Here is a 20632-nt window from a genome sequence, read left to right as displayed (position 1 = left end):
ATGCCGGTGTTGGCGGCCTGGAGAACCTGCACGCCGTTGGCGATGCCATCGAGCAGGTTGTTGATGTCGCTGGCGCGGTTGTCGAGCGACTGGGCCGTGAAGAAGTTGGTGGGATTGTCGAGCGCCGAGTTCACCTTCTTGCCAGTCGACAAACGGGACTGGGTGGTGGCGAGCAGGTCGGCGGTGGACTGGAGGGAGAGCAGGTTCTGGCGAACCGAGGAGGAGAGAACGATACCGGACATACTGTTACCTTTCTGGTAGCTACGCGTCCTGTCTGACCAAGATTGATCAAACGACGGGGCGCAACGTGCGTCCAAGCCTCTAACAATCCGTGAAATGAAACCCCGGGTTTGTCTGCGTCGGGCCTCCAAGGGCCCCCCTGGAGGCCCAAGTCCGGACCGCGCAAGAAATCAGCGCTTTGAAATCGCTCACGTTTCCGCGATGACGGCCGGCGTTTACAACCCGTTAACCACATTCAGCAAGGATTGGACCCAAATCAGAGCCGGCAGCCATCATTGACAGGGCACGCGCGAGGCTCGTTACAAAGCGGCAGATGGAGAACAGGCATGGCTCTCAAGGTCGAGCTCAGACCACACGAACGCATCATTGTCGGCAACTGCGTGATCACCAACACTGATCAGCGCGCCCGCCTACTGATCGATGGCGAGAACGTGCCGATCCTGCGCGAGCGCGACATCCTCACACCCGAGACCGCCAACACCCCGGCCAAGCTGGTCTATCTGGCGGTGCAGCTGATGTACATCTCGCCGGATCCGCAGACCCAGCACGGCACCTATTTCAACCTGGTGCGTGACATCGTCACCGCTGTGCCGAGCGCCTGGCCGATCATCGAGGGCATCAACAACCACATCATGAGCGGGGATCTGTATCGCGCCCTCAAGGACGCCCGCAAGCTGATCGCTTATGAAGACAAGCTCCGGGATCAGTATGAGGCCACGCACCCCAAAAGCGACGTCAGCTCGGCCGCCTAAGCAGGCCCCCGCGCATCCGAACAAAAACGCCCCGGACCTGGTCCGGGGCGTTTTTCGTTTCAATCGGCGTCGACTTCACTGCGCCGCGAGCGGCGGCGCCTCGACCTCGATCAGACCATCGCCGCCACGCCGCGCGCCAAACTCCAGCACAGCCGACACCAGCGCATCGATGTCGCCCTCGTCGGTGCGATGATTGACGATCGCGGCACGGATCGCGAATGTGCCGTCCAGCATCGTGCTCGACGGCGCCGCAATGCCGGACTCCTGGATGTCGGCGACGATCTCGCGATTGATCTCATCGGCGGCACGGTAGCGGAAGCAGACGATGTTGAGATTGACCGGAGCCAGCAATTCCAGCCGCGGCTCGGCGAGAACACGTGTCTCCAGATACTTTGCCAGCGCACAGCTTCGCGCGATCACTGTACCGAGCCGTTCGGTGCCGAACGTCTTCAGCGTGAACCAGGTCTTCAGCGCGCGGAAGCCGCGCGACAGATCGGGGCCGAGATCGCAGGGCCAGACCGCGCCGGCCGCAAGCCCCCTCGCCTCGCGCCGTAGATAGGCCGCCGGTTGCGCAAAGGCCTGCCGATGCTGCTCGCCATCGCGTACCAGCAGGAAGCCCGCGTCGTAGGGCACCTGCCCCCATTTGTGGAAATCGAGCGCGATGGAATCCGCAAGCTCGATGCCGCCGAGCAATGGCGCAAGTTCGGGCGAGAGAATCGCGAGCGCCCCGAAAGCGCCGTCGACGTGAAACCAGATCCCCTCCTCGCGGCACAGCTGCGCGAGCGACTTGAGATCATCGATTGCGCCGATATCGACCGTGCCGGCGGACGCCGTGACCAGGAACGGCTTGAAGCCGACCTCCCGATCGATCGCGATCTGTGCGCGCAGGGCGGCGACGTCGATGCGATGATCTGCATCAACCCTGATCTTGCGCAGCGCATCGGAGCCGAGCCCGGCGATGTCCATCGCCCTTGAGATGCAGCCATGCGCGGCTTGCGACGTATAGGCCGTGAGCAGCGCGCCGTCGTTGCCGATGCCGTATTGCCGCGCCAGCGCACCGAGTGCGCTGGTGCGCGCCACCAGCACCGCCATCAGATTGGCCATCGATGTGCCCGTGACGAAGATGCCGCTCGCGCCTTCCGGAAACTCGAACAGGCGACGCATCCAGTCGACGATCTGGCGTTCCACCTCGATCGGCATGTGGTCGCGTCCGCCGAGATTGGCGTTGAGTCCCGCCGCCAGCATCTCCGCGAGCATGCCGACCGCGGTGCCGCCGCCATGCACCCAGCCCATGAAGCCGGGATGGACATTGCCGGTCGCATAAGGCGCGATGCTCTCCGAGAATTCGCGATAGACGTCCGCAAGGCCGCTTGGCCCGCGCGGAACGTCAGTCCTGAACGTCGCGCGAACATCCTCTGGTATCGGCTGCCAGACCGGTCGCGCGCGAACATTGGCAATGCTGTCGATGGTCTCGTCCAGCATGCGATGGGCGAGCGCGCGAAACTCGTTCCAGTCCTGCGGATCGAGCGAGGCATGGGTGACGGTCGGTTGCGTCTTGCGGACGATCTCGTTCATGTTGCGCCCCCCTCGCTCGCTTCCCCATGCCGCGACAGCATCGCCGCGAACGCGGCAAAGATATTGCGCATCTGCGGCGGCTTGTACGGAAACACGACCGGCGAATCCATGTTGTGCACCACGGCGGTGTTGTCGGCCTCGAACACCAGAAGCTCGCCATCCTGGTTCTCGGCACAATCGACGATGAAATAATCGAGGCCAACGCGCCTGCTCATCTCGTCGAGCGCGCTGCGGTGACGCGCCGCGAAAGCGTGATCGAAGTCGAGCATGAAGATGGCTTCCTCAGCACGCTTCTCCTCGCTGAACGCCATGTACGCGTTGAGATACCAGATGTCCCAACGATCGGCGATTGCCATATGGCAAGCGTAAGGCTTGCCGTCGACCATCGCGAGACGATATTTGCGGTAGAGCCCGTCGGGGCTCACATAATCGACGAAACGCGCAACGAAGAAGTCCTGCTCTTCCCGCTCGGCAAGATAGGCGGCGAGTGCAGACGCATCGTCGAGCTTCGCGAGCCCGACGCCGGCATGCGAGCCGCGCGGCCGCGCGATCATCGGAAAGTGCAATTCGCCCGCGATGTCCTCGCACGCGATCCGCCCTTCGGACAGGCTCGATAGTTGTGCGCGCGTCGCATGGACGGTCGCGGGAATGTCGAGACCGGATACGCCCGTCAGCAGCCGATACAGCTTGTCGCGATCGAGGTTGCCGATGAGATCGGGGCGATTGAGCAGCGGCCGCGGCCAGTGCGGCGCGGCCTTTTCGATCAGTGCGAGCGCCTCGCGGCATTCCTCGGAATCGGATGCAACCACGATGGCAACGTCGTGATCGGGCAATTTCTCCGGCAAGCCGACGCCTTTGACCACATAAAGCGTCAGCAGCTCGATGTCGGAGCCTTCGAGCAGGAACTCGATCGGCGTATTGCCGCCCATGTCGATGTCGGCCGCAAGCGCGAGCACACGCAAGCCGGGTTTCGGCCCTGCGCAAGGCGTGCGAAACAATTGATGGAAGGTGAGCACCTCCGATTGGATCGCAAGCCCCTGCTCCTTATCGCCGAGAAGCTGGGTAATCAGCGACAGATCGAGGCCTTCGCCCGCCAGTGCCGCCCCCTCCGCGATCCGGGCGACGAGCTGATCGCGCAGCGGGTGCAGATCGACACCTTCGAAGGCGCGGCGCGTCAACTGCGCAAAGCCGATGCGGTCGGCATAGTCCGGCACGGTCATGCCGATCGGCGTAGAAACTGGATGCTGCATCTCACACCTCGAACGCGGACTTTTTCGGCACGGCCGCACCTGTTACACGGTCAAGCAGCAGTTCGATCTTCACCAGCACGTGGGCGATACGATCGAGGATATGCTGGACATTGCGTTGCGCCTGCGTGGCATCAGCCGACCAGGCCTCCGTCACCAGCCGGGCACCGACGCAGAGCCGCAGCACGGCCTGCGGGCTGCCGTCCGGCCGCTCCAGCCGAACCGGCTGGCCGATCAGGCAGCGCTGCGCGGCGATCTGGCGATCAGCGGCACTGCCGCTGATCTCGCCGTTCATGTCGGCCGCCAGCGCGCGATGAACGGCGCAGGTCTCGGCATTCGAGACCGGCCTGCCATCGCGCAGCAGCGTGAACGGAAAGATCGTGGCTTGGGCGAATTCCTCGTCGTCCACACCGACTTTCGCATGCCCGGACGGAACGGCCTGGAGCGCCGGCGACAGCGCGATCATGCAGTCGATGCCCGCGGCAAGCTCGGCCAGTGCCTTGGCACGGAAGGCGCCCGGTACGGCATAGTAGCTGCCGATCTCGGTGAGCGCCGCCTCCCAGCGCAGCCATTGGCCGAAATTGGGCCGGCGCTCGAAACGCGAGCGCAAGGTGATCCAGGCCTGCGGCCAGTCGCAGCGGCCGGCATACTCGAACAATCCCGGCGCGATGCCACCGGCCCGGTCGATCAACCGCGAAAGTCCTTTCGGCACCAGTAGCGCGCCACTGAAAGCTGGCCCGCCGAAGAATTTCGAGCCGGTGATCAACACCATGTAGCCGCGGTCGAGATAGGAGCGCAGCCGCCGGCGCCCGAGCCGGGCCTGGCAGGCATCGACGAGGACCTGGACCTTGCCGGGCCAACGCCGTGCGATCTCGTCGAGGCAGGCCGCGCTCGGCGCACGCCAGCCGAGCTTTGACGAATCCATGATCTGGAGCAGCACGGGCGCGCCCTGCGCGATCGTGGCCTCGACTGCGCGCAGCACCACGGCATCGGCATCTGGGCGCATCGCGATGCCGGGGCCCGCGTCGCGCAGCGGCAGCGCAATGCTGTCGCCGGACAGTCCCGCCACCGCACCGTCCTTGCGCACGGCAAAGCCGCTCGCGGTCATCGTGCTGAAATGGCGACCGCGCGCGGTGTATGCCGTCCCGCTGCCGGTCTGGTCGGCGCCGACCACGATGGTCACCGGCGGCACGCCGAGCACCGCACGTGCCAGGAACAGGGCGTGGAGCTGGGTGTCCGTGCCGGACGGCGAGAATACGATGTCCACCCGAGGCGAGAGTTGGAGGTGGCCGCGCAATTCATCGCGCATGTCCTCGCAGCGCGCATCGAAGGCAACTTCGACCTCGTCGAAAAGACATTTGTGCATGAGCTCTTCACGCGCCAGCGCAGCGCGGTCATAGGCTGCCTGAGAGATCGATGCCGCGGTCGAGGAGGCGAAATTCCAGATCTCTGGCTCCGGCGAGGGCGTACAACCATAGACGTTGACGCGGTCTATCGGATCGAGCGCCAACCGCGGATCTCCACCGGAGACGAGCAGCGTATCGAGCGGTGTGAAGAGGTCGCGCAAGCGGTAGCGCGAGGCGCTGTTGGACGCTTGCTCCGGGTCTGACGGACGGGATGCGCCGGCGCTCATCCCGGATCGCTCACGCCGCATCGGCCGCCGCAGCGGGCGCGGGCGCGAATTGCGAGGCGATGTCGCCGTGAAATACCGACGGCCCGACGTGATCGAGCGAGCTCTGGATGTCGGCCCAGATCTCGCCGCCGATGTCGGTCCAGCGCTTGCAGAAGGCGAAGTCCTCGGAGAGGTAGGTGCCGCTCACCGGATCGATCATGCATTCGAACAGCGCGAACCGGTTCCGGCTCGCCGCCAGCGTGTCGTGCGAATGCTCGCGGAAGAACTGAAGAGCGGCGTGGTTCGGATGGCGGCACATCGCCTCCAGCACGTGGCGCCGGATCATCAGGAAGCCCGTGCCGGCATGACGCACGCGCGTAAAACCGTTGACCACCACGATGCGGTCGGGATCGTCGATCTCGAGCACGTAGTCGAGCGAGGCCGCCGGCACATCGTCCCTGCCCGCCTGGATCGCCCGCTTCGCCTTGTCCCAGTTGACGCGCTTGATCGGATAGCAGCCGGCGACGACGTCGGCCCCGCATTCGATCAGCCGGAACACCTGCTCCGGCTTGAAGCCGATGTCGGCGTCGATGAACAGGAAATGCGTCGCCTTGGGATCGTCCAGGAACATCGCGACCAGATTGGCCCGCGCGCGCGTGATCAGCGCGTCGCCGTCGCGCAGCAGCACCTTGAGCTCGAGATTGGACATGCCGTGCACGGCGCGCTGGAGTGCGAAGATCGAGCTCGCATAGATGCTCGACACCTGCCCGCCGAAGCACGGCGTGGCCACCACCAGCTGCATCCTGTCCGACATCGACGGCTCCGCCCCGCTCAAACCCTCACCAAGAGGTAAACAGGCATGGTTAACGCCGCCTTAATGAGCCCTACAGGAACTTGACGAGCGACAGCTGCGCGAGGTTCGAGGTAGTCTGATAGGACGCCTGTAGGGCATTCTGGAGCGAAAGGATCTCGCTCGCCACCTGGTCCGGCGAGGCGGACTCCGCCTGGTCGATAATGGTCTGGAGCTGGGCCTTGGCTTGAGTCTGGCGCGTAGTCGCATCCTTCATCGTGTTCTGGGCCATCGCGATGTCGGTCTGGATGTCCTCGATACGCTGCTGCCCCGGCTGCTGGGTCAGCGCCTGGGTCGTGCGCAGGCTGAGCGCCGCAACCTGTCCGCCCGAATACTGTCCGGTCGGCGAGGTCGAGAACGTCCCGAATACGGCGGTCGCCTGCAGCTGCCGGCGGATAGCATTCTCGTTGGCCTGCGCGCCATATTGCACGGTGATGGAATCGTCGACCCGTGCCATTGCGGTCGAGCGCGGCGAGCCGGGCCCGTCATTGCCCTGGTACCATTTCACGGTATTGGCCGAGCCGTTGACCAGCGTCGTTGCCGAACTCGCCGGCGAAGAGCCGACGCGCAGCGGCGGTTGCGTGGCGGTCACGGGCGTCGAGCCGAAACCGAGCGCACCCAGCGCTCCCGTATTCGAGCTCGTGATGTTCAGGCTTGCCGCATCGTCGGTGTTGATCGTGATCGAGCCGCCATGCACCGTCGACGGCTTCGAGGTGCCCGTGATCTGGTCGATCTTGCTCATCAGGGTCTGAATGCTGTCGGTGAGGTTGAGCTGGTTGCCGGTCGCGCCCGAGGCGACGAAGCTGAGCGTGGTGCCGTTGACGGTGATGGTGTCGCCAGCGACGAAGCCGGGCGAGATCGAGTCAGAGGGGCTCGCCCCGGACAACGCCGTCGCGCCGGTGACAGGCGCAGGCGTCGCCGCCTGGTTGTTCACGGGCGCGCCGATCGCCGAGCTCGCGGTGTTGAAGAAATTGTCGCCGGCGACGATGGCGGATGCCGCCACCAGCGAGGTGTTGGCGAGCTTCTGGATGGCGGTGTTCAGTGCGGTGTTGAGGTTCGACGCGGTGTTGTTCGGGTTGACGGGGGTGCTTGCGTCGATCGCGAAGCTGCCGAGTGGCGTCGGCGTGGCCGTGGACGCGGTCAGGTCGATCTGCTCGGTCGTGCCGTCCGGCAGCGTGAACTTGACGCTCAGCTTGTCGCCGTTGCTCGGATTGGTGCCGTTGAGATCGACCGAGAACGACACCGGCAAGCCGCTCGGGCCGGTGACGGTCGCGCCCGTCAGCGTCGAGGAGACCGCGGCGATCTTGAGCCCGAACGGCGAGCCGGCGGTGTCCTCCGACACCTGCATCGAGCTCGGTGTCGGCTGTGTCTGCACCAGCCGTCCCATCCCATTGGCACCGAGATCGGCAGCCTGGCGCTCCGCCATTACGGTCTTGAAGCCGGCCTGCGTTGTCGTGCCGTTGATGATGTCGCCGGCGTTGGCGACCGGCTGCGTGTTGAAGGCGGTTCCCGAGAACAGATAGCGGTTGCCCGACTCCGTGTTGAGAACGCCAACCATCGAGCCGAACTGGGCCGCGGCAGTGTTCTGTGCGACGGTTTGTCCATTGACGTTGAGGGACTGCGCCGTGTTCGCGGCGCCCGTCTGCACCGTGTTGCGGATCGTCGTCAGCGCCTGCAGCGCCGTGTTGGCGAGGTTGATGTTGACGTTGACGTTGGTGATCGTATCCGTGTAGGCGGCGATGTTGGACAGCTGCGCGCGCGAGGCGATCGCGAAGCCCTCGTTGGTGCCCATCCCGGAATAGTTCTGCGACAGCTTGCCGGTCGACAGCTGCGTCGACAGATCGGTGAGCTGCTGATTGATGTTGCGGATCTGCGAGCCGAGAATCGACGAGGAGTAGTTGATGCTGCTGATCGACATGTTTCAGAGCCCTGTACTGGTTACACTTGAGCCTGGAGCAACGTGTTCATCATGCTCTGCACCACCGACATCACATGAGCGTTGGCGGCATAGGCATTCTGGAGCTGGATCAGGTTCGACATCTCCGAGTCCAGGTTGACACTGGAGGTCGAGTTGAACTTGGCCTGGAGCGTCGAGACCACAACGCTCTGGCCCTGCTGGAGCTGGGTCGCCTGGGTTGCGGCGTTACCCTGGACACTCAGGAACTGCTGGAGATAGTTCGAGACGCTGCCGGTGAAGGGCTGGCTCGCCGAGCCGAGACCGCTCTGCGGCGAGTAGGAGAACACCGCCGAGGTGAGCTGCGAATAGAGATAGTCCGAGCGCGTCGTGTCGCCCGCGGGCGTCGTCGGCGAGGTGCTGTAGACCGACAGCCTGGTCGGATCGTTGACCAGCTGCGTGTTCACGGCGATGCGTCCGGCAAGACCGGTCATCTGCGAGCCCGAGGCCGTGATCGCGCCGGTATAAAGCGCCTGGCCGCCGTCGGTGAAGAGCGGCAGCTGCGGATTGCCTGAGGTCAGCGACGAGATCGTCTTGGTGATCGACGCCGAACTGACTTTGGCGAGGCCGCTGTTGTCGTCCGTGACGCGCAGCGTCGTCGCGGTGGCCGGCGACGGGGCGGCGGCGAACGACAAATGCGAGCTGGAAAGCGCGGTGTTGAGCGCCGAGGCGATCGCGCCCATGCCGCCGGAGAAATTCACCCCGATACGCATCGGATTGGCGTTGGTGGCGTTCTGGAGCGGCAGCGCCGCGGGATCGGTCACATTCACAAGCGTGATCTGGCGCTGCGTGTTGGTCGCCGTGTCCGTGTAGGTGATGTTGACACTGTTGCCCGGCGCTGCCCCGGCAAGGTCAAGGTCGAAGCCGGCGGGTGGGCCGGAGACCGTACTGCCAGCCGTCGTCTTGTCCGAGAGTGCGCTCGACATCGTGGCGGCGAGCTGGTCGATCTGGTTCTGCGCCTGCACCAGCGTCTGGTCCCGCAGCTTCAAATCGGCCGCGATCTGGCCCGAAGACACTACGTTGTTGGCGACGACGTCGACCTGCGAGCCGTTCGGAAGCTTGATGTTGAGCGCACCCACGCCGGACTTGGCCGGATCGATGTTGTAAAGCGAGGTCGCCGACAGGGCGCCGGCGGACGCAAAGGTGAATCGCGAGGCGAGCCCGGCGCCAACGAGCTGGATACCGGTCGTGGTGTAGATGTTGGCCTGGTTCGAACCGTCGGTGGTGACGCGGACGTCGACATATTTCGACAGCGTATTGATGGCTTGGTCGCGCTGGTCCATCAACGTCGCGGCCGAGGGATCGTTTGCCGACAGCCCCTGGAGCTTGGTGTTGATGTCGGCGACCTGCTGCATCGCCGCATTGGCCTGCTGTGCCGAGCTGCCGAGATCCTGCTCGACGTTGGAGCGCAGCGACTGGATGCCCTTGGTGGTGACGTTGAGCTGCTGCGCCAGCGCCTGCGCCGCGCCAACGGCAACGGTCTGCGCCGACGACGAGCCGGCGCTCGTCGACAGCGCCTGGAGCGCCGTGGTGAAATTGTTCAGTGCGGTTTCGAGCGTACCGCTGTTGCCGGGCGTGCCATAGACATTCTGAAGCTGCTTCAGGATGTTGGCCATCTGGTCGGCGTAGCCGCTGCCGCCGGTCTCGGTGCGCAGCTGGTTCAGCACGTAGGTGTCGAGCTCCCGGCTGACGCCGGTCGTCATCACCGTCGAGCCAAAGTCGCCGGTGGTGACCTCGATCTGGTTCGGAGTCTGGACGACGTAACCCGGCGTCTGCGAATTGGCGACGTTCGAGGAGACGATCGAGAGCGCGGCCTGGTTGGCACGCAGACCGCTCATCGCACTGGCGAGGGCTGAACTCAAACCCATGTTGACTTGCCGCCTTTGGTTACGTTACGCGCGATCAGCGCAACACGTTCAAGAGGTCCTGCACCATCGAATTCGCGGTCGTGATCACCTTGGTGTTGGCCGAGTAGGCCTGCTGGGTCACGATCAGCTTGGTGAATTCGTCAGCGATGTCGGTGTTGGACCCTTCCAGCGACGAACCGCTGATGGTGCCCGAAGCGCCGTCGATGGCATTTCCCGACTGCTCGGTCGCGGCATAAGCGCCGCCGTCGAGCGCCTTCAGGTAATTGGTGCCGTTGAAGTGCGACAACGATACCTGTGCAAGATCGAGGTTCTGGCCGTTGGAAAAGGTGCCGACCACGAGGCCATTGTTGTTGACGGCGACCGAGCGGAGCTGACCGGCGGCGTAACCATTCTGAGTGATGGTGTTGATGGTCACCGCGCCGCTGGTGCTGGCATATTGCGTCAGCCCGCCCGAGGAGATGTTGAAGGCGACCGAGCCGAGCGACTGGCCGCTGACGCTGACATTGTTGATGGTGATGCCGGAGCCGCTCGGCGAAGTCAGCGAGCCGTCGCTGGCAAAGGTGAAGGCCTGTCCGGTATTGACCCAGCCGACCGTCGTGCCGGTCGCATTCGGATCGGTCTGATAGAACAGGTTCCAGCTATCGGTATGACCCGCGCCCAGCGACGCGCTGTCGGTCTTGGCCCAGCGCAATTGCAGGTTCACCGGCGTGCCGGCGGCGTTGTAGGCGGTCACCGCGCCACCGCTGATCGATTCCTTGGTGAAGGTGGCGATGTCGTTGCCAATCACGCCGCCGGTGCCGGCGGTGCCGCCACCATCACGATTTTTGGTGATGGTCGAGGTGAAGCCGAGCGCGGCGAAGGCCGCACTGTTGGAGCTGGACACCTGCAGGTTGGAGACGGTGCCGGTGTTCAGCGTAATCACGCCACCGCTGCTGATCGATGAGCCCGAGGCGCCGGAGAGCGCGTCGATCTTGCCGAGCAGGGTCGTGATGTTGTCGGTGATGTCGATCTGGTTCGGCCCGGAGGCACCCGAGGCCATGAAGGTCAGCGTCTGACCGTTGACGGTGATCGTGTCGGCGGGCGGGCCTGCCGAAAAGCCCGACGAAAGCACCTCGGCGCCGCCGGCGGTCGCACTGCCGCTCAGCACCGTGGCGCCGGTGATCGCCGGCGAGGACAGCACGTTGCCGCCGCGTGTTATGCTGCTGATGCCGAGGGCCGTGGCTGCCGTGCCGCTGTTGACCGCGACGTCCGTGCCGGTGCCGGTCGAGATCTGAATATTACCGCTTGCGGCGAGCGAGGCCGTGACGCCGGCGCCGCCGGCGGTCTGGATCGCGCTCAGGATGCTGGCCACCGTGGCCGTTGTGCCCGCACCTAGGCCGATCGTGGTGTTGCTGCCGACCGTCGAGACCGTGGTGCCGCCGTTGAAGGTGATCGTGTTGCCGTTGATGGTCAGCGTCTGGCCGCTCAGCGCGGTGAGGATGCTGGACGCCAGATGCGTGCCCACGCTGTTGTCGAGGGAGGTGGACGTCGAAGCCACCGCGGACGAGTTGTTCTGGAGGGCAACCGTGCCGGTCCCGGTCGTTGACGAGTAGGCCGAGCGGATGTTGCCGGTGGCGGCTGCGCCGGACACCGTCGCGTTGGTATAGGGCGCTGGCGGCGTGCCGACCGGCAGCGGGTTGGCGGTGAAGTCCGATGGATTGAGGCCGCCGGCTGCGAGCAGCGAGCCACTTGCCGCCGTGGTGCTCGCTACCGTATTCGGCTGGGTCGGCAGGTTCGCCGCGTACTGGATCGAGGTGGTCGCCTGCGCCGGGATGAAGTTGTTCTGGAATTTCAGGACGGTCGCCACATTGCCTTGCGGATTGCCGGTCTTCGGGTCGACCGTGACGCCCATCAAATAGTAGCCGGCGCCGTTGACCAGATTGCCGTTGGCATTGAGTTGGAAGTCGCCGCGCCTCGTGTAGTACGTCACGCCGCTGAACACCGGCGAGTTGTCAACGATGCCGGTCGCCTTCTGGATCGAGAAGAAGCCGTCGCCGGTGATAGCCATATTGGTGGCGACGGTGGAGCCGGAGATCGTGCCCTGCGTGGTGATGGTCGCCTTCGCGTTGGCCGTCACGCCGCCGGCGACCTGCTTGCTCGGCACCGAGGAGTCGGGAATGAGGTCGACGAAGCTGGTCCCGATGCCCTTGTAGCCGGTGGTGGATGAGTTCGCGATGTTGCCGGAAATGTTCTGAAGCGCGTAGGACTGCGCCTGCAGGCCACCCACCGAGGTGTTCATTGCATCGAAGATACCCATAACTTTGTCTCCAAATCCGATCTCGGCGGCCGGTCGACCAGGGCCGCAGTCGGAGGAGACAGTCGCAAGGGCTATGCCAATGCGGGTATTCTCATGAAATCAATGACTTAAATAGGAATACCCCGGTCGGGTGACCGGGGCACAATTGCCGGGCCGGCAACAATTGCCGGGATCATTCTAGGTTGCGGACGCCGCCGCCGGGTGGAAGACCAGCGCGAAGCCATCGATACAGTAGCGCAGCCCAGTCGGCTTCGGACCGTCGTCGAAGACGTGGCCGAGATGGCCGCCGCAGCGGCGGCAATGCACCTCGGTGCGGAGCATGCCGAAGGTGCGGTCCTCGGTCTTGCCGACATTGCCCTCGATCGGCGCATAGAAGCTCGGCCATCCCGTGCCGCTCTCGAACTTGGTGTCCGAGGCAAACAGCGGCAGGTCGCAGCCGGCGCAGGCGAACACGCCTTTGCGATGCTCCTTCAAGAGCGGGCTCGAGCCCGGGCGTTCGGTGCCTTCTTTGCGCAGGATTTCGTATTGCTGCGGCGTGAGCTGGGCGCGCCACTCGGCGTCGGTCTTCTCGATCTCGAACTTCCCGGCGGCCTTGTCGCCAGCTTCGGCCGGGGTCGCTCTGAGCCAGCGGAAGGCCGCAAGGCCAAACAGGCCGGCGACGGTCGTCAACAGAATGCGGCGGTCAAACATCTCATTCTCCGTGCGCGGAAGTCCCACGCCTCAGATACGGGCTCTAACGGCCGACGTTACACTTTCGGGCGCAATTTTTCTCGATTTACTGCGCCGTGGTCGTGAGGAGCCGGTTCCGCGGCCGCGGCCGCGGGCTGTTCCGGTCGGGAGACCGGCGCGGCCGGTCGCGGCCGGCCATTCGGCGGCGGACGGCGCGGGCCGGTGCCGGCAGCCCGGTTGGCCTCGGCCAGCCGCGCCTCGCGCTCCCGGTCCTTGACCCGCGCCCGTTCGCGGTAGCGGGCGAGCGACCCGGCGGCAGCGGAGCTCGCCCTGCCCCAGACTCCGACCAGCTGGCCCGCGACCCGACCGGTCGCCCCGCCCGCCCAGACCAGTTCAAACGGCGAGAACAGCCGCCAGCGCTCGTCGCCCCACAAGATGCTGCGCGCGATCATCTGCCCGGCCATGGCCGAGGTGTTCATGCCCTGACGTCCAAACCCGCTCGCCACCCACAGGCCTTTGCGCAACTGGCCGATCTGCGGCATGCCGTGCACCGTCTGGCCGATGGCGCCGCCGAACGTATCGGTGATCTCGACATTGCCGAGACCGGGGAAGATGGTGCCGATCCTGCGCCTGACGGCGCCGGCAAAGCGCTGCGGGCGCGCCGCCCAGGTCGTCTCCGGGCTTTCCCACATCAGGCGGTCGCCATCGACGATGCGAAAATGGTCGACGCCGTCGGAATCCATCACCGATCCCTTGAAGGCGATGATCTCATGCACGCGCTCGCCGAGCGGCGCGGTGACGCCGGCATAGCGCCAGACCGGCAACAGCGTCTCCGACAGCCGCTTCAGCGGCGCACCGAGATGGATGTTGCCGGCAAGCACGATGTGGGTGGCGCGCAGACGCGCCGAAGGCGTGACGATGCGCTTGCGGATGCCGGAATGATCGATGCTGACCGCCGGCGTGTCCTCGAAGATGCGGGCCCCCGCCCGCCGGGCCAGCGCCGCGAGGCCATGCACGTATTTGCGGCCGTCGACTTGGAACGCCTTGGGATAGTAGACGGCGTGGAAATAGCGATCGGTCTTGAGCACGTCGCGGACGCGATCGGCCTGCCAGCCCTCGACCTCGGTGTCGAAATCCTCGGTGAGCATCTGCAATCGGCTGATCAGCCGGTCACCGCCATCGACGTTGGAGACCTCCAGCACGCCGTCGCTCGGGCCGATGCCCGGCATGTTCTCTTCCGTGGCGTTGGCGCGGACGAACTCGGCCCCTTCCTTCGACAGCGTCCACAATTCGCGCGCGTCCTCGAAGCCGATGCGTTCGATCAGCTCGGTGAGCGGCAGCGCAAAGCCCGGCATCACGGTGCCGAGCTGGTTGCCGGAGGCATTCCAGCCGATATGGCGGCCCTCGAGCACCGCGACGCTGGCCCCGAGCCGGGCCGCCTCGAGCGCGATGGAGAGCCCGGCAAGCCCTGCCCCGATGACGCAGATATCGGCATCGAGGTCAAACGACAGCCGGACGCGCTCGCGCAAGCCGGCTTCTTCCTGGGACACGCTTGTGAAAGTCTCGCTCATGTCGTTTTCTTAGAGCATGATCTGGAAAAGTGTGCAGCGGTTTTCCCTCGCGACAAACGCGGAACGCGTTTGCGCGGAGATCATGCTCAAACAATAATCTAAAGCGCGATGACGATTCGTCCTAACCCATCGCGCTTTAATAGACTGTGCGGACGCTTGCCACCTTGTCCTCAACCGGCGCCTGTAGATTATCCTTTTAGATTATCCTGGACGTGTAACGATTCGAGAATGCCATGCGCCGTTTGATGCTGCTGCGTCACGCCAAGACCGCGACTGACGCGCCAAGCGGCCGTGACCGGGATCGCCGGCTCGACGACCGCGGTCACAAGGATGCCGCAGAGATCGGCGACTGGATCGCCGCCCATCCGCCGTTTCCTCAGACCGTGCTGGTGTCTCACGCCGTCCGGGCCCGGCAGACCTGGGACACCGCCTGGGAGGCGATGAAGGACCGCGTCGCTGCGCCGCAGGTCGAGATCCTGCCCGAACTCTATGGCGCCGACCCAGCGCAGATCCTGGAGACTCTTCGCACTGCAACCATCCCGGCAAATCCGAGGCGGCTGATGCTGGTTGGCCATAACCCCGGCATGCACGAGGTCGCGCTGATGCTGATCGGCAGCGGCGATCGGGCCGGCGCCAAGGCGCTTGCCCACAATCTACCCACCGCGGGGCTTGCGATCTTCGACTTTGACGTCAAGGATTGGGGGCACGTGGCCTACCGCCGCGGCAAACTGGTGCTGTTCGTCAGCCCCAAGCTGCTTCGACTGGGATGAGACGCGCGGGCGCCGTCTCGATCGGTTGGCGTGGCTTGATCGCAAGACCTGCTGAGCGCAAGACTAGCTGGCTTCAAGACTAGCTGACTTCAAGACTCGCTGACTGCAAGACTCGTTGACTGCAAGATTTGGAGGCGCAGATGTTCAAGTCCATCCTCGTGCCCATCGACCTCGCCGACACGGATCTGGCAAAGCCGGCGATCGCAACCGCGGCAACGTTGTCGCAGACCTGGAGCGGCACGGTGCGCCTGCTCAACGTGCTGCCGATGACGCCGGTCATGCTCGCAGAATACGTCCCGGCCGATTTCGACGAGCAGCAGCGCCAGACCTCGGAGGAAGCGCTCGCCATCGTTGCGCGCGAGTCCGGCATCGAGCCGGCACGCATCTCGAGCGTGGTGCGCCAGGGCGGCATCTACCACGAGATCCTGGAGGAAGCCATGCACATGAAGGCTGATCTGATCGTGATGACCTCGCACCGGCCGGCGATGCGCACCTATTTCCTCGGCTCCAACGCCGGGCATGTGGTGCGCTACGCCAAGTGCTCGGTGCTGGTGGTGAGGCACTGAGCTCGGAGCAATGTCGTGAAGCAATGGTGGCGGTGATGGGCCTACGAGGTCCCGCTCGCGATCGGCGACGCATTGTGGGACGTGCTGGTCGTACAATTGGCCGCGCTGCTGGACAGGCTGACGGAGCGGAAGGTCATCGCCTTCATCCCGATCGTCATCCTCGTCCTCGCCTATTATCACAGGATCCCGATTCCGCCGGAGCTGATGCTGGTCGGCGATCTCCTCGCCTACATCGACATCTTTTCGGTGCTGTTCCTGGTCGGCGTGCTGAGCCGCGTCACGACGATCCTGTTCGTCGTCAGGCAGGCGGCGGCTCGCATCGCCCTGCTCGCCGGCAGCGTCGTTGCGCATATGCGGCGCCTCGACGTCCGGTACCGGCGCCAACGCGGCGCGCCGACGAGGCCTCGCCGCAAGCCCGACCAGTCCGATGACGATCGCACCTTCGGCGGAGTATGGAATCCAGTCGCGGTCGCCTGATTCCATCTACAAGCCATTGCGTTGCCCGGAGGCAAAACACGCGAGCGGCAGGTCAACGCGCACCGACGAAAATATTCCACTTTATCGAAATTCGGAAATCACGTATGTGCCACCCCATTCCGGCCCAAGGAAGAGGGGCGTATCGCGATCCTCACAACACGCGGGCCGGACGGCGGTGGACGCAGGCCACATCGGCGCGAAGGCGGTCGCAGGGCGGGAAACCGTGAGCGAGTCCTTGCGCACACGACCGGTGCGGCTCGCGTACGGCAAAATCGTGTGGTCCTGGCGCCCGGGGTCTGTGCGTCAAGTCTTGTGGTGATGTGGCGGCCGGACCGGGCCCGCGCATCAGTCATCGGCATGGCAACGGAGGCAAGAAAAACCACTGCGCAAGGAGTTTTTAACGACAAAAACATAAATAAAATCAATGGCTAGTGGCGTTCGTATCCGCGATTGTATCGCGATCCGCTGCGGCCCCGTCACCTGATAATTTTTGCACGCGTTGGCCGTTTCCGCTCCCGTCGCCCCAGCATCCGACCTGATGCAAATCCCGGCGCCGAAATCGCACTGGCAGTGGGATTGCGGCTTCTAATCTGAAGTTTTCACCGTCGAAACGCGCAACCGGCTGATCCGATTCGGATTTCTTAAAAATGGCCTTTTCCGCTACTGGACACAGACCTCGCGTGGTTGGGTGGACGACGCGACCGACGAATCGAATCATAAATTCGGTGATTTGTGAATCTCTACATGGACACTTTCCGGAAGCGATTTTCGACCTAAGCGATTCAAGAGATTCAGCTTTCGGTGAATTGCAGGCGCAAACTTCGGTCTAATCCTGCCCGCGTATGAGGACCGCGGCAGCCCGGCCGCCCGGAGAAAAGGACCTTGCTGATTTACCGACCGTCCTCGCGCTTATACCGCCAGATGCTCTTGAATAATCGAGGCGACGTCGGTCGCCGGAGCCGGACGACCGAAGAAGAAGCCCTGCACCTGATCGGCGTTGGCGTCGTACAGGAAATCGACCTGCTTGGCAGTCTCGACGCCCTCGACGGTCACGCGCTTGTGCAGTTCGCGCCCGAGCGCGATGATCGCCCTCACCACCGTCTCGACATCGCCGGCTGAGTCTTCGTAGCCCTGCATGAAGCTGCGGTCGATCTTGATCTTGTCGAACGGGAACTGCCACAGGTAGCTCAAGCTCGAATAGCCGGTCCCGAAATCGTCCATGACGATGGCAACGCCCATCTCCTTCAACTTGCCAAGCTCTTCCGTGGTGTGGTCGTTGTTGCGGAGGAGTAGCGATTCAGTGATCTCGAGTTCGAGGCGATGTGGTTCGAGTCCGGTTTCGGTCAGCACAGTCTCAACCATGTGGCTGATACTTTTCATTTCGAACTGGGATGACGACAGATTGACCGCCACGGTCAAGCTTCGCGGCCAGGTCATCGCCGCGCGGCACGCCTCGCGCAACGCCCAGATGCCGACCTTGTCGATAAGCCGCATCTCTTCGATCATCGGGATGAACGTCGCTGGCGGCATCATGCTGCCGTCCGGCCGCGGAAGCCGCAGCAGTGCCTCGAAACCGACCAGGCGTCCGTCTCTTATCTCAAAGACCGGCTGATAGTACAACACGAAGCGCTCGTTGGCGCTCGCATCGCGAATGACGCTCTCGAGCTCCAGGCGTTGCTTGAATGCCTCGTCCATTTCCGGCGAAAAGAAACGAATACAATTGCGTCCCTCGGTTTTGCCGTTGTAGAGCGCGAGATCGGCGGATTTGAGCAGCTGGTCCCGCGTAACACCATCGCTCGGCGTGCGCGCGATACCGATGGTGAACCCGACCGTGATTTCCTGTTGCTTGTACCAGATCGGCGGTATCAGCGCGCTCATGAGACGCTCCGCAAACGCTTCCGCTTGCTGCTTGCTACGGAGCTCCGTCTGCACAACAACGAATTCGTCGCCGCCCAGACGCGCGATCGTGTCTTCCGCGCGAACGACTTCGCGCAGGCGCTGAGCCACCGTGCGCAGCAAGAAATCACCGCCGTCATGACCGAACCAATCGTTGACCTGCTTGAAGCGATCGAGGTCGATGAAATGCAGGGCAAGCTGCGCGCCGGTGGAAGGTAGGAGGGCCAGTGCATCGTCCAGCCGCTCGATGAGATGCGCGCGATTGGCGAGGCCGGTCAATTCATCATGATGCGCAAGATAGCGGATGCGGCGGTCGGCGTGCTGCTTTTCCTTCGTGCGGCGATACCAGGCGATTGTCGGCACGCCGAACGCAAATCCGACCAGGGCGCAAAGCACCGGCACGGAAGCGAGGACCCCGTATTGGAGGTGGTTGCGTACGTCGGTCTCGTCCACATAGGCCCCGACCACCGCGACGGTCTCGCCTCGGACGACTGCCGGGATGAACGCCTCTGCGAAATAGCCAGGCCGATCAGGTGAGCTCGTCGTGTTCATGGCCACCACGACTTGCCCCGTCGTCGCCGCGCGGCCCGCCTCGGCGCTTCGTTCCGAAAGGTCTACCAGCACGATCCTGTCGCGGCTCGAAACGAGCTGCGAGTAACCGTCGCGATTGAAAATGATATAGCGGTACACCGCCTCCGATTTGCGTGCGGTCTGAAGGAATCTCATGCTGGCTGCTGATGGCTGCTCTCCCGCAGCGATCTGCTCCAAGTCGGCCACATTGGCCCCAACGAACTGCGCCCAGTCACGCGCAGTTGCTAGGGCGTGCGCGTTCATCAGCCGGTCCGCCGCCACCTGGATCATTGCCCAGATGCCGCCGAACAGGACGACAAGAACCATGACAAGCAGAATGACGCCGAGGCGTAGCGAGAGGTTTGTCATTCTGGGCACGAGGGATCTCATTGCGACGGACGGACCTTGGCCCGGTTGAGCCTGAGCGGCTCTGCCAAGGCCGCGGTTGACAGCAGCAGCGCCGCGATAGCGGCCAAATACACGCGTGTACCTAACAAGTGCGTTCCCTATTGCCTGGCGCGAGACCCGTTGGGGTCTGAGCGCCCCTGCTCCTGCCGCAGCTTGACAAGCTCGGCCTTGACCGTTCGCAAGAGTTCGCGGTTGCGCTCGCTTGAGCTTGCCCAGTCATCGATAACCAGGTCGAAGATATGCTGCGCCTTCTCACGATCGGCGGCCGATGGAAAGACCAGGGTCCGCTTGGGATCGGACTTGAGCTGCCGCATCACCGCCTCGTCGCCGGCGTCATAGGTCGCGATGAAGCGTTCGGCCGGCCATTCCCCGCTATAGGCGCGGATGATATCTTGCGTCTGGTTCGGCAGCGCCTCGAACCGCTTGCGGTTCATGAGCGTGAGCAGAGGCGCTCCGCTCGTTCGGAGAAAGTAGTGATACGGCGTGACCCGCTTGATGCCGTAATCCGACAACGGTGTGGGATTGACCACGGCGGCATCGAGTTTGCCGCTACTGATCGCCCCCGTAATTTCTGTGATTGGCATTAGTACCGGAATGGCCCCAAGCTTCTCGAGAACGGCCCCCTCGCGCGGATTGTTGATGCGGATTCGCTTGCCGGACAGGTCGCCGAGAGACTTGATCGGCACGCGACTATGGATGGTCTCCGGCTCGGTGACACAGGCGGCAATCACAAAGAAATCACCGTAGCCGCGTAGCATATTTTGCGCGATCAACCGCGTGTACACGAGCGTGGCTTCGCGGCTGTCACGGAACAGGCCAGGCAGTTCAAGCACGGCATTGTCAGGGAATAGATCGGGCGAGACACCGGGAACGGCAAAGGCGATGTCGGCGGCGCCGTCGCGAACGATTTGCGGCTGCATGGTAACGTCTTTGCCGAGCGCACCGCTGAAGAAGAACTCGAACTGGATCGCGCCATTGGCCGCGGAACCAACGGCGTCAGTAAACGGCTTGACCGCCCCCAGAAAGCTCATGGACTGGTCGGACGAGTAGAAAGCGACCTTCAGCTTGATCGGTTCGGCAATCAGCGATGACGGCAGCAGGCTCAGACTAACGATAGCCAGAAAGGCAAGTAGCTTTTGCATCGTACCTCCTCGGCGGCTAGATCTCGAACGTCCTTATTTCTTCCTGATAAGCATGCGGCGGATTCCCGTCCTGCGACACGACGGTATGCGAACGTTCGTGTCGTGGGCCCGGCTGTTCGTGTGCGATCCGGCTACCACAACGTCCGGCGATAAAATCATATAGCCTCAA

At 63.8% G+C, this 20632-nt stretch carries 16 protein-coding genes; 4 read left to right on the top strand and 12 right to left on the bottom strand.

What is annotated here, in order from left to right:
* The coding region (locus FXV83_RS33600) for a flagellin N-terminal helical domain-containing protein (protein ID WP_488226265.1) at positions 1–242 on the bottom strand (242 nt) is incomplete at its 3' end.
* A gap of 324 nt (positions 243–566) precedes the next feature.
* Here FXV83_RS33600 and flbT point away from each other — a divergent pair.
* Positions 567–992 (top strand): flagellar biosynthesis repressor FlbT, encoded by a 426-nt coding sequence (flbT, locus tag FXV83_RS33595; protein ID WP_148743853.1) that lies wholly within the window; start codon positions 567–569, stop codon positions 990–992.
* Positions 993–1067: 75 nt separating this feature from the next.
* On the opposite strand, the gene FXV83_RS33590 is transcribed toward flbT, so the two are convergent.
* From FXV83_RS33590 to FXV83_RS33550, 9 genes are all read right to left on the bottom strand, one after another.
* Positions 1068–2567: a pyridoxal phosphate-dependent decarboxylase family protein gene (locus tag FXV83_RS33590; RefSeq protein WP_148743852.1), complete on the bottom strand. Its 1500-nt coding sequence runs from the start codon at positions 2565–2567 to the stop codon at positions 1068–1070.
* A complete protein-coding gene (locus FXV83_RS33585) occupies positions 2564–3817 on the bottom strand; it encodes an ATP-grasp domain-containing protein (RefSeq protein ID WP_148743851.1) in 1254 nt (417 codons plus the stop codon). Before FXV83_RS33585 ends, FXV83_RS33590 begins: the two co-directional genes overlap by 4 nt.
* A gap of 1 nt (position 3818) precedes the next feature.
* Positions 3819–5468 (bottom strand): hypothetical protein, encoded by a 1650-nt coding sequence (locus FXV83_RS33580; RefSeq protein ID WP_187436343.1) that lies wholly within the window; start codon positions 5466–5468, stop codon positions 3819–3821.
* A complete protein-coding gene (locus FXV83_RS33575; RefSeq protein ID WP_148743849.1) occupies positions 5458–6240 on the bottom strand; it encodes a hypothetical protein in 783 nt (260 codons plus the stop codon). Before FXV83_RS33575 ends, FXV83_RS33580 begins: the two co-directional genes overlap by 11 nt.
* Positions 6241–6310: 70 nt before the next feature.
* On the bottom strand, positions 6311–8194 hold the full coding sequence (locus FXV83_RS33570) for a flagellar protein (protein ID WP_148743848.1): 1884 nt from the start codon (positions 8192–8194) through the stop codon (positions 6311–6313).
* A gap of 20 nt (positions 8195–8214) precedes the next feature.
* Complete coding sequence (gene flgK, locus FXV83_RS33565; protein ID WP_148743847.1) at positions 8215–10098, bottom strand: flagellar hook-associated protein FlgK; 1884 nt, start codon at positions 10096–10098, stop codon at positions 8215–8217.
* 34 nt (positions 10099–10132) lie between these two features.
* Positions 10133–12394 (bottom strand): flagellar hook-basal body complex protein, encoded by a 2262-nt coding sequence (locus FXV83_RS33560; RefSeq protein ID WP_148743846.1) that lies wholly within the window; start codon positions 12392–12394, stop codon positions 10133–10135.
* 177 nt (positions 12395–12571) lie between these two features.
* A complete protein-coding gene (gene msrB / locus FXV83_RS33555; protein WP_148743845.1) occupies positions 12572–13084 on the bottom strand; it encodes a peptide-methionine (R)-S-oxide reductase MsrB in 513 nt (170 codons plus the stop codon).
* A 56-nt stretch (positions 13085–13140) separates the two neighbouring features.
* Positions 13141–14634 (bottom strand): NAD(P)/FAD-dependent oxidoreductase, encoded by a 1494-nt coding sequence (locus tag FXV83_RS33550; RefSeq protein ID WP_148743844.1) that lies wholly within the window; start codon positions 14632–14634, stop codon positions 13141–13143.
* Between the two features lie 233 nt (positions 14635–14867).
* On the opposite strand from FXV83_RS33550, the gene FXV83_RS33545 reads away from it, so the two are divergent.
* The 3 genes from FXV83_RS33545 to FXV83_RS33535 all read left to right on the top strand — a co-directional run bounded on the left by FXV83_RS33545 (position 14868) and on the right by FXV83_RS33535 (position 16447).
* Positions 14868–15404, top strand: a complete 537-nt coding sequence (locus tag FXV83_RS33545; RefSeq protein WP_148743843.1) for a SixA phosphatase family protein — start codon at positions 14868–14870, stop codon at positions 15402–15404.
* A gap of 140 nt (positions 15405–15544) precedes the next feature.
* The gene (locus FXV83_RS33540) at positions 15545–15970 is read left to right on the top strand and encodes a universal stress protein (protein ID WP_148743842.1); all 426 of its coding nucleotides are present in this window, start codon (positions 15545–15547) and stop codon (positions 15968–15970) included.
* A gap of 81 nt (positions 15971–16051) precedes the next feature.
* Positions 16052–16447 (top strand): hypothetical protein, encoded by a 396-nt coding sequence (locus FXV83_RS33535; protein ID WP_235940371.1) that lies wholly within the window; start codon positions 16052–16054, stop codon positions 16445–16447.
* A 909-nt stretch (positions 16448–17356) separates the two neighbouring features.
* On the opposite strand, the gene FXV83_RS33530 is transcribed toward FXV83_RS33535, so the two are convergent.
* Together FXV83_RS33530 and dctP are read right to left on the bottom strand one after the other, a co-directional pair.
* Positions 17357–19282 (bottom strand): putative bifunctional diguanylate cyclase/phosphodiesterase, encoded by a 1926-nt coding sequence (locus FXV83_RS33530; protein ID WP_235940374.1) that lies wholly within the window; start codon positions 19280–19282, stop codon positions 17357–17359.
* Between the two features lie 137 nt (positions 19283–19419).
* Positions 19420–20463 (bottom strand): TRAP transporter substrate-binding protein DctP, encoded by a 1044-nt coding sequence (gene dctP / locus FXV83_RS33525; protein WP_148743840.1) that lies wholly within the window; start codon positions 20461–20463, stop codon positions 19420–19422.
* Between the last annotated feature and the right edge of the window lie 169 nt (positions 20464–20632).

The organism is Bradyrhizobium hipponense, from assembly GCF_008123965.1.
Lineage (GTDB): Bacteria > Pseudomonadota > Alphaproteobacteria > Rhizobiales > Xanthobacteraceae > Bradyrhizobium > Bradyrhizobium hipponense.
The sequence above is the reverse complement of the archived record's forward strand: the minus strand, read 5'-3'. Positions and strand labels throughout refer to the sequence as shown.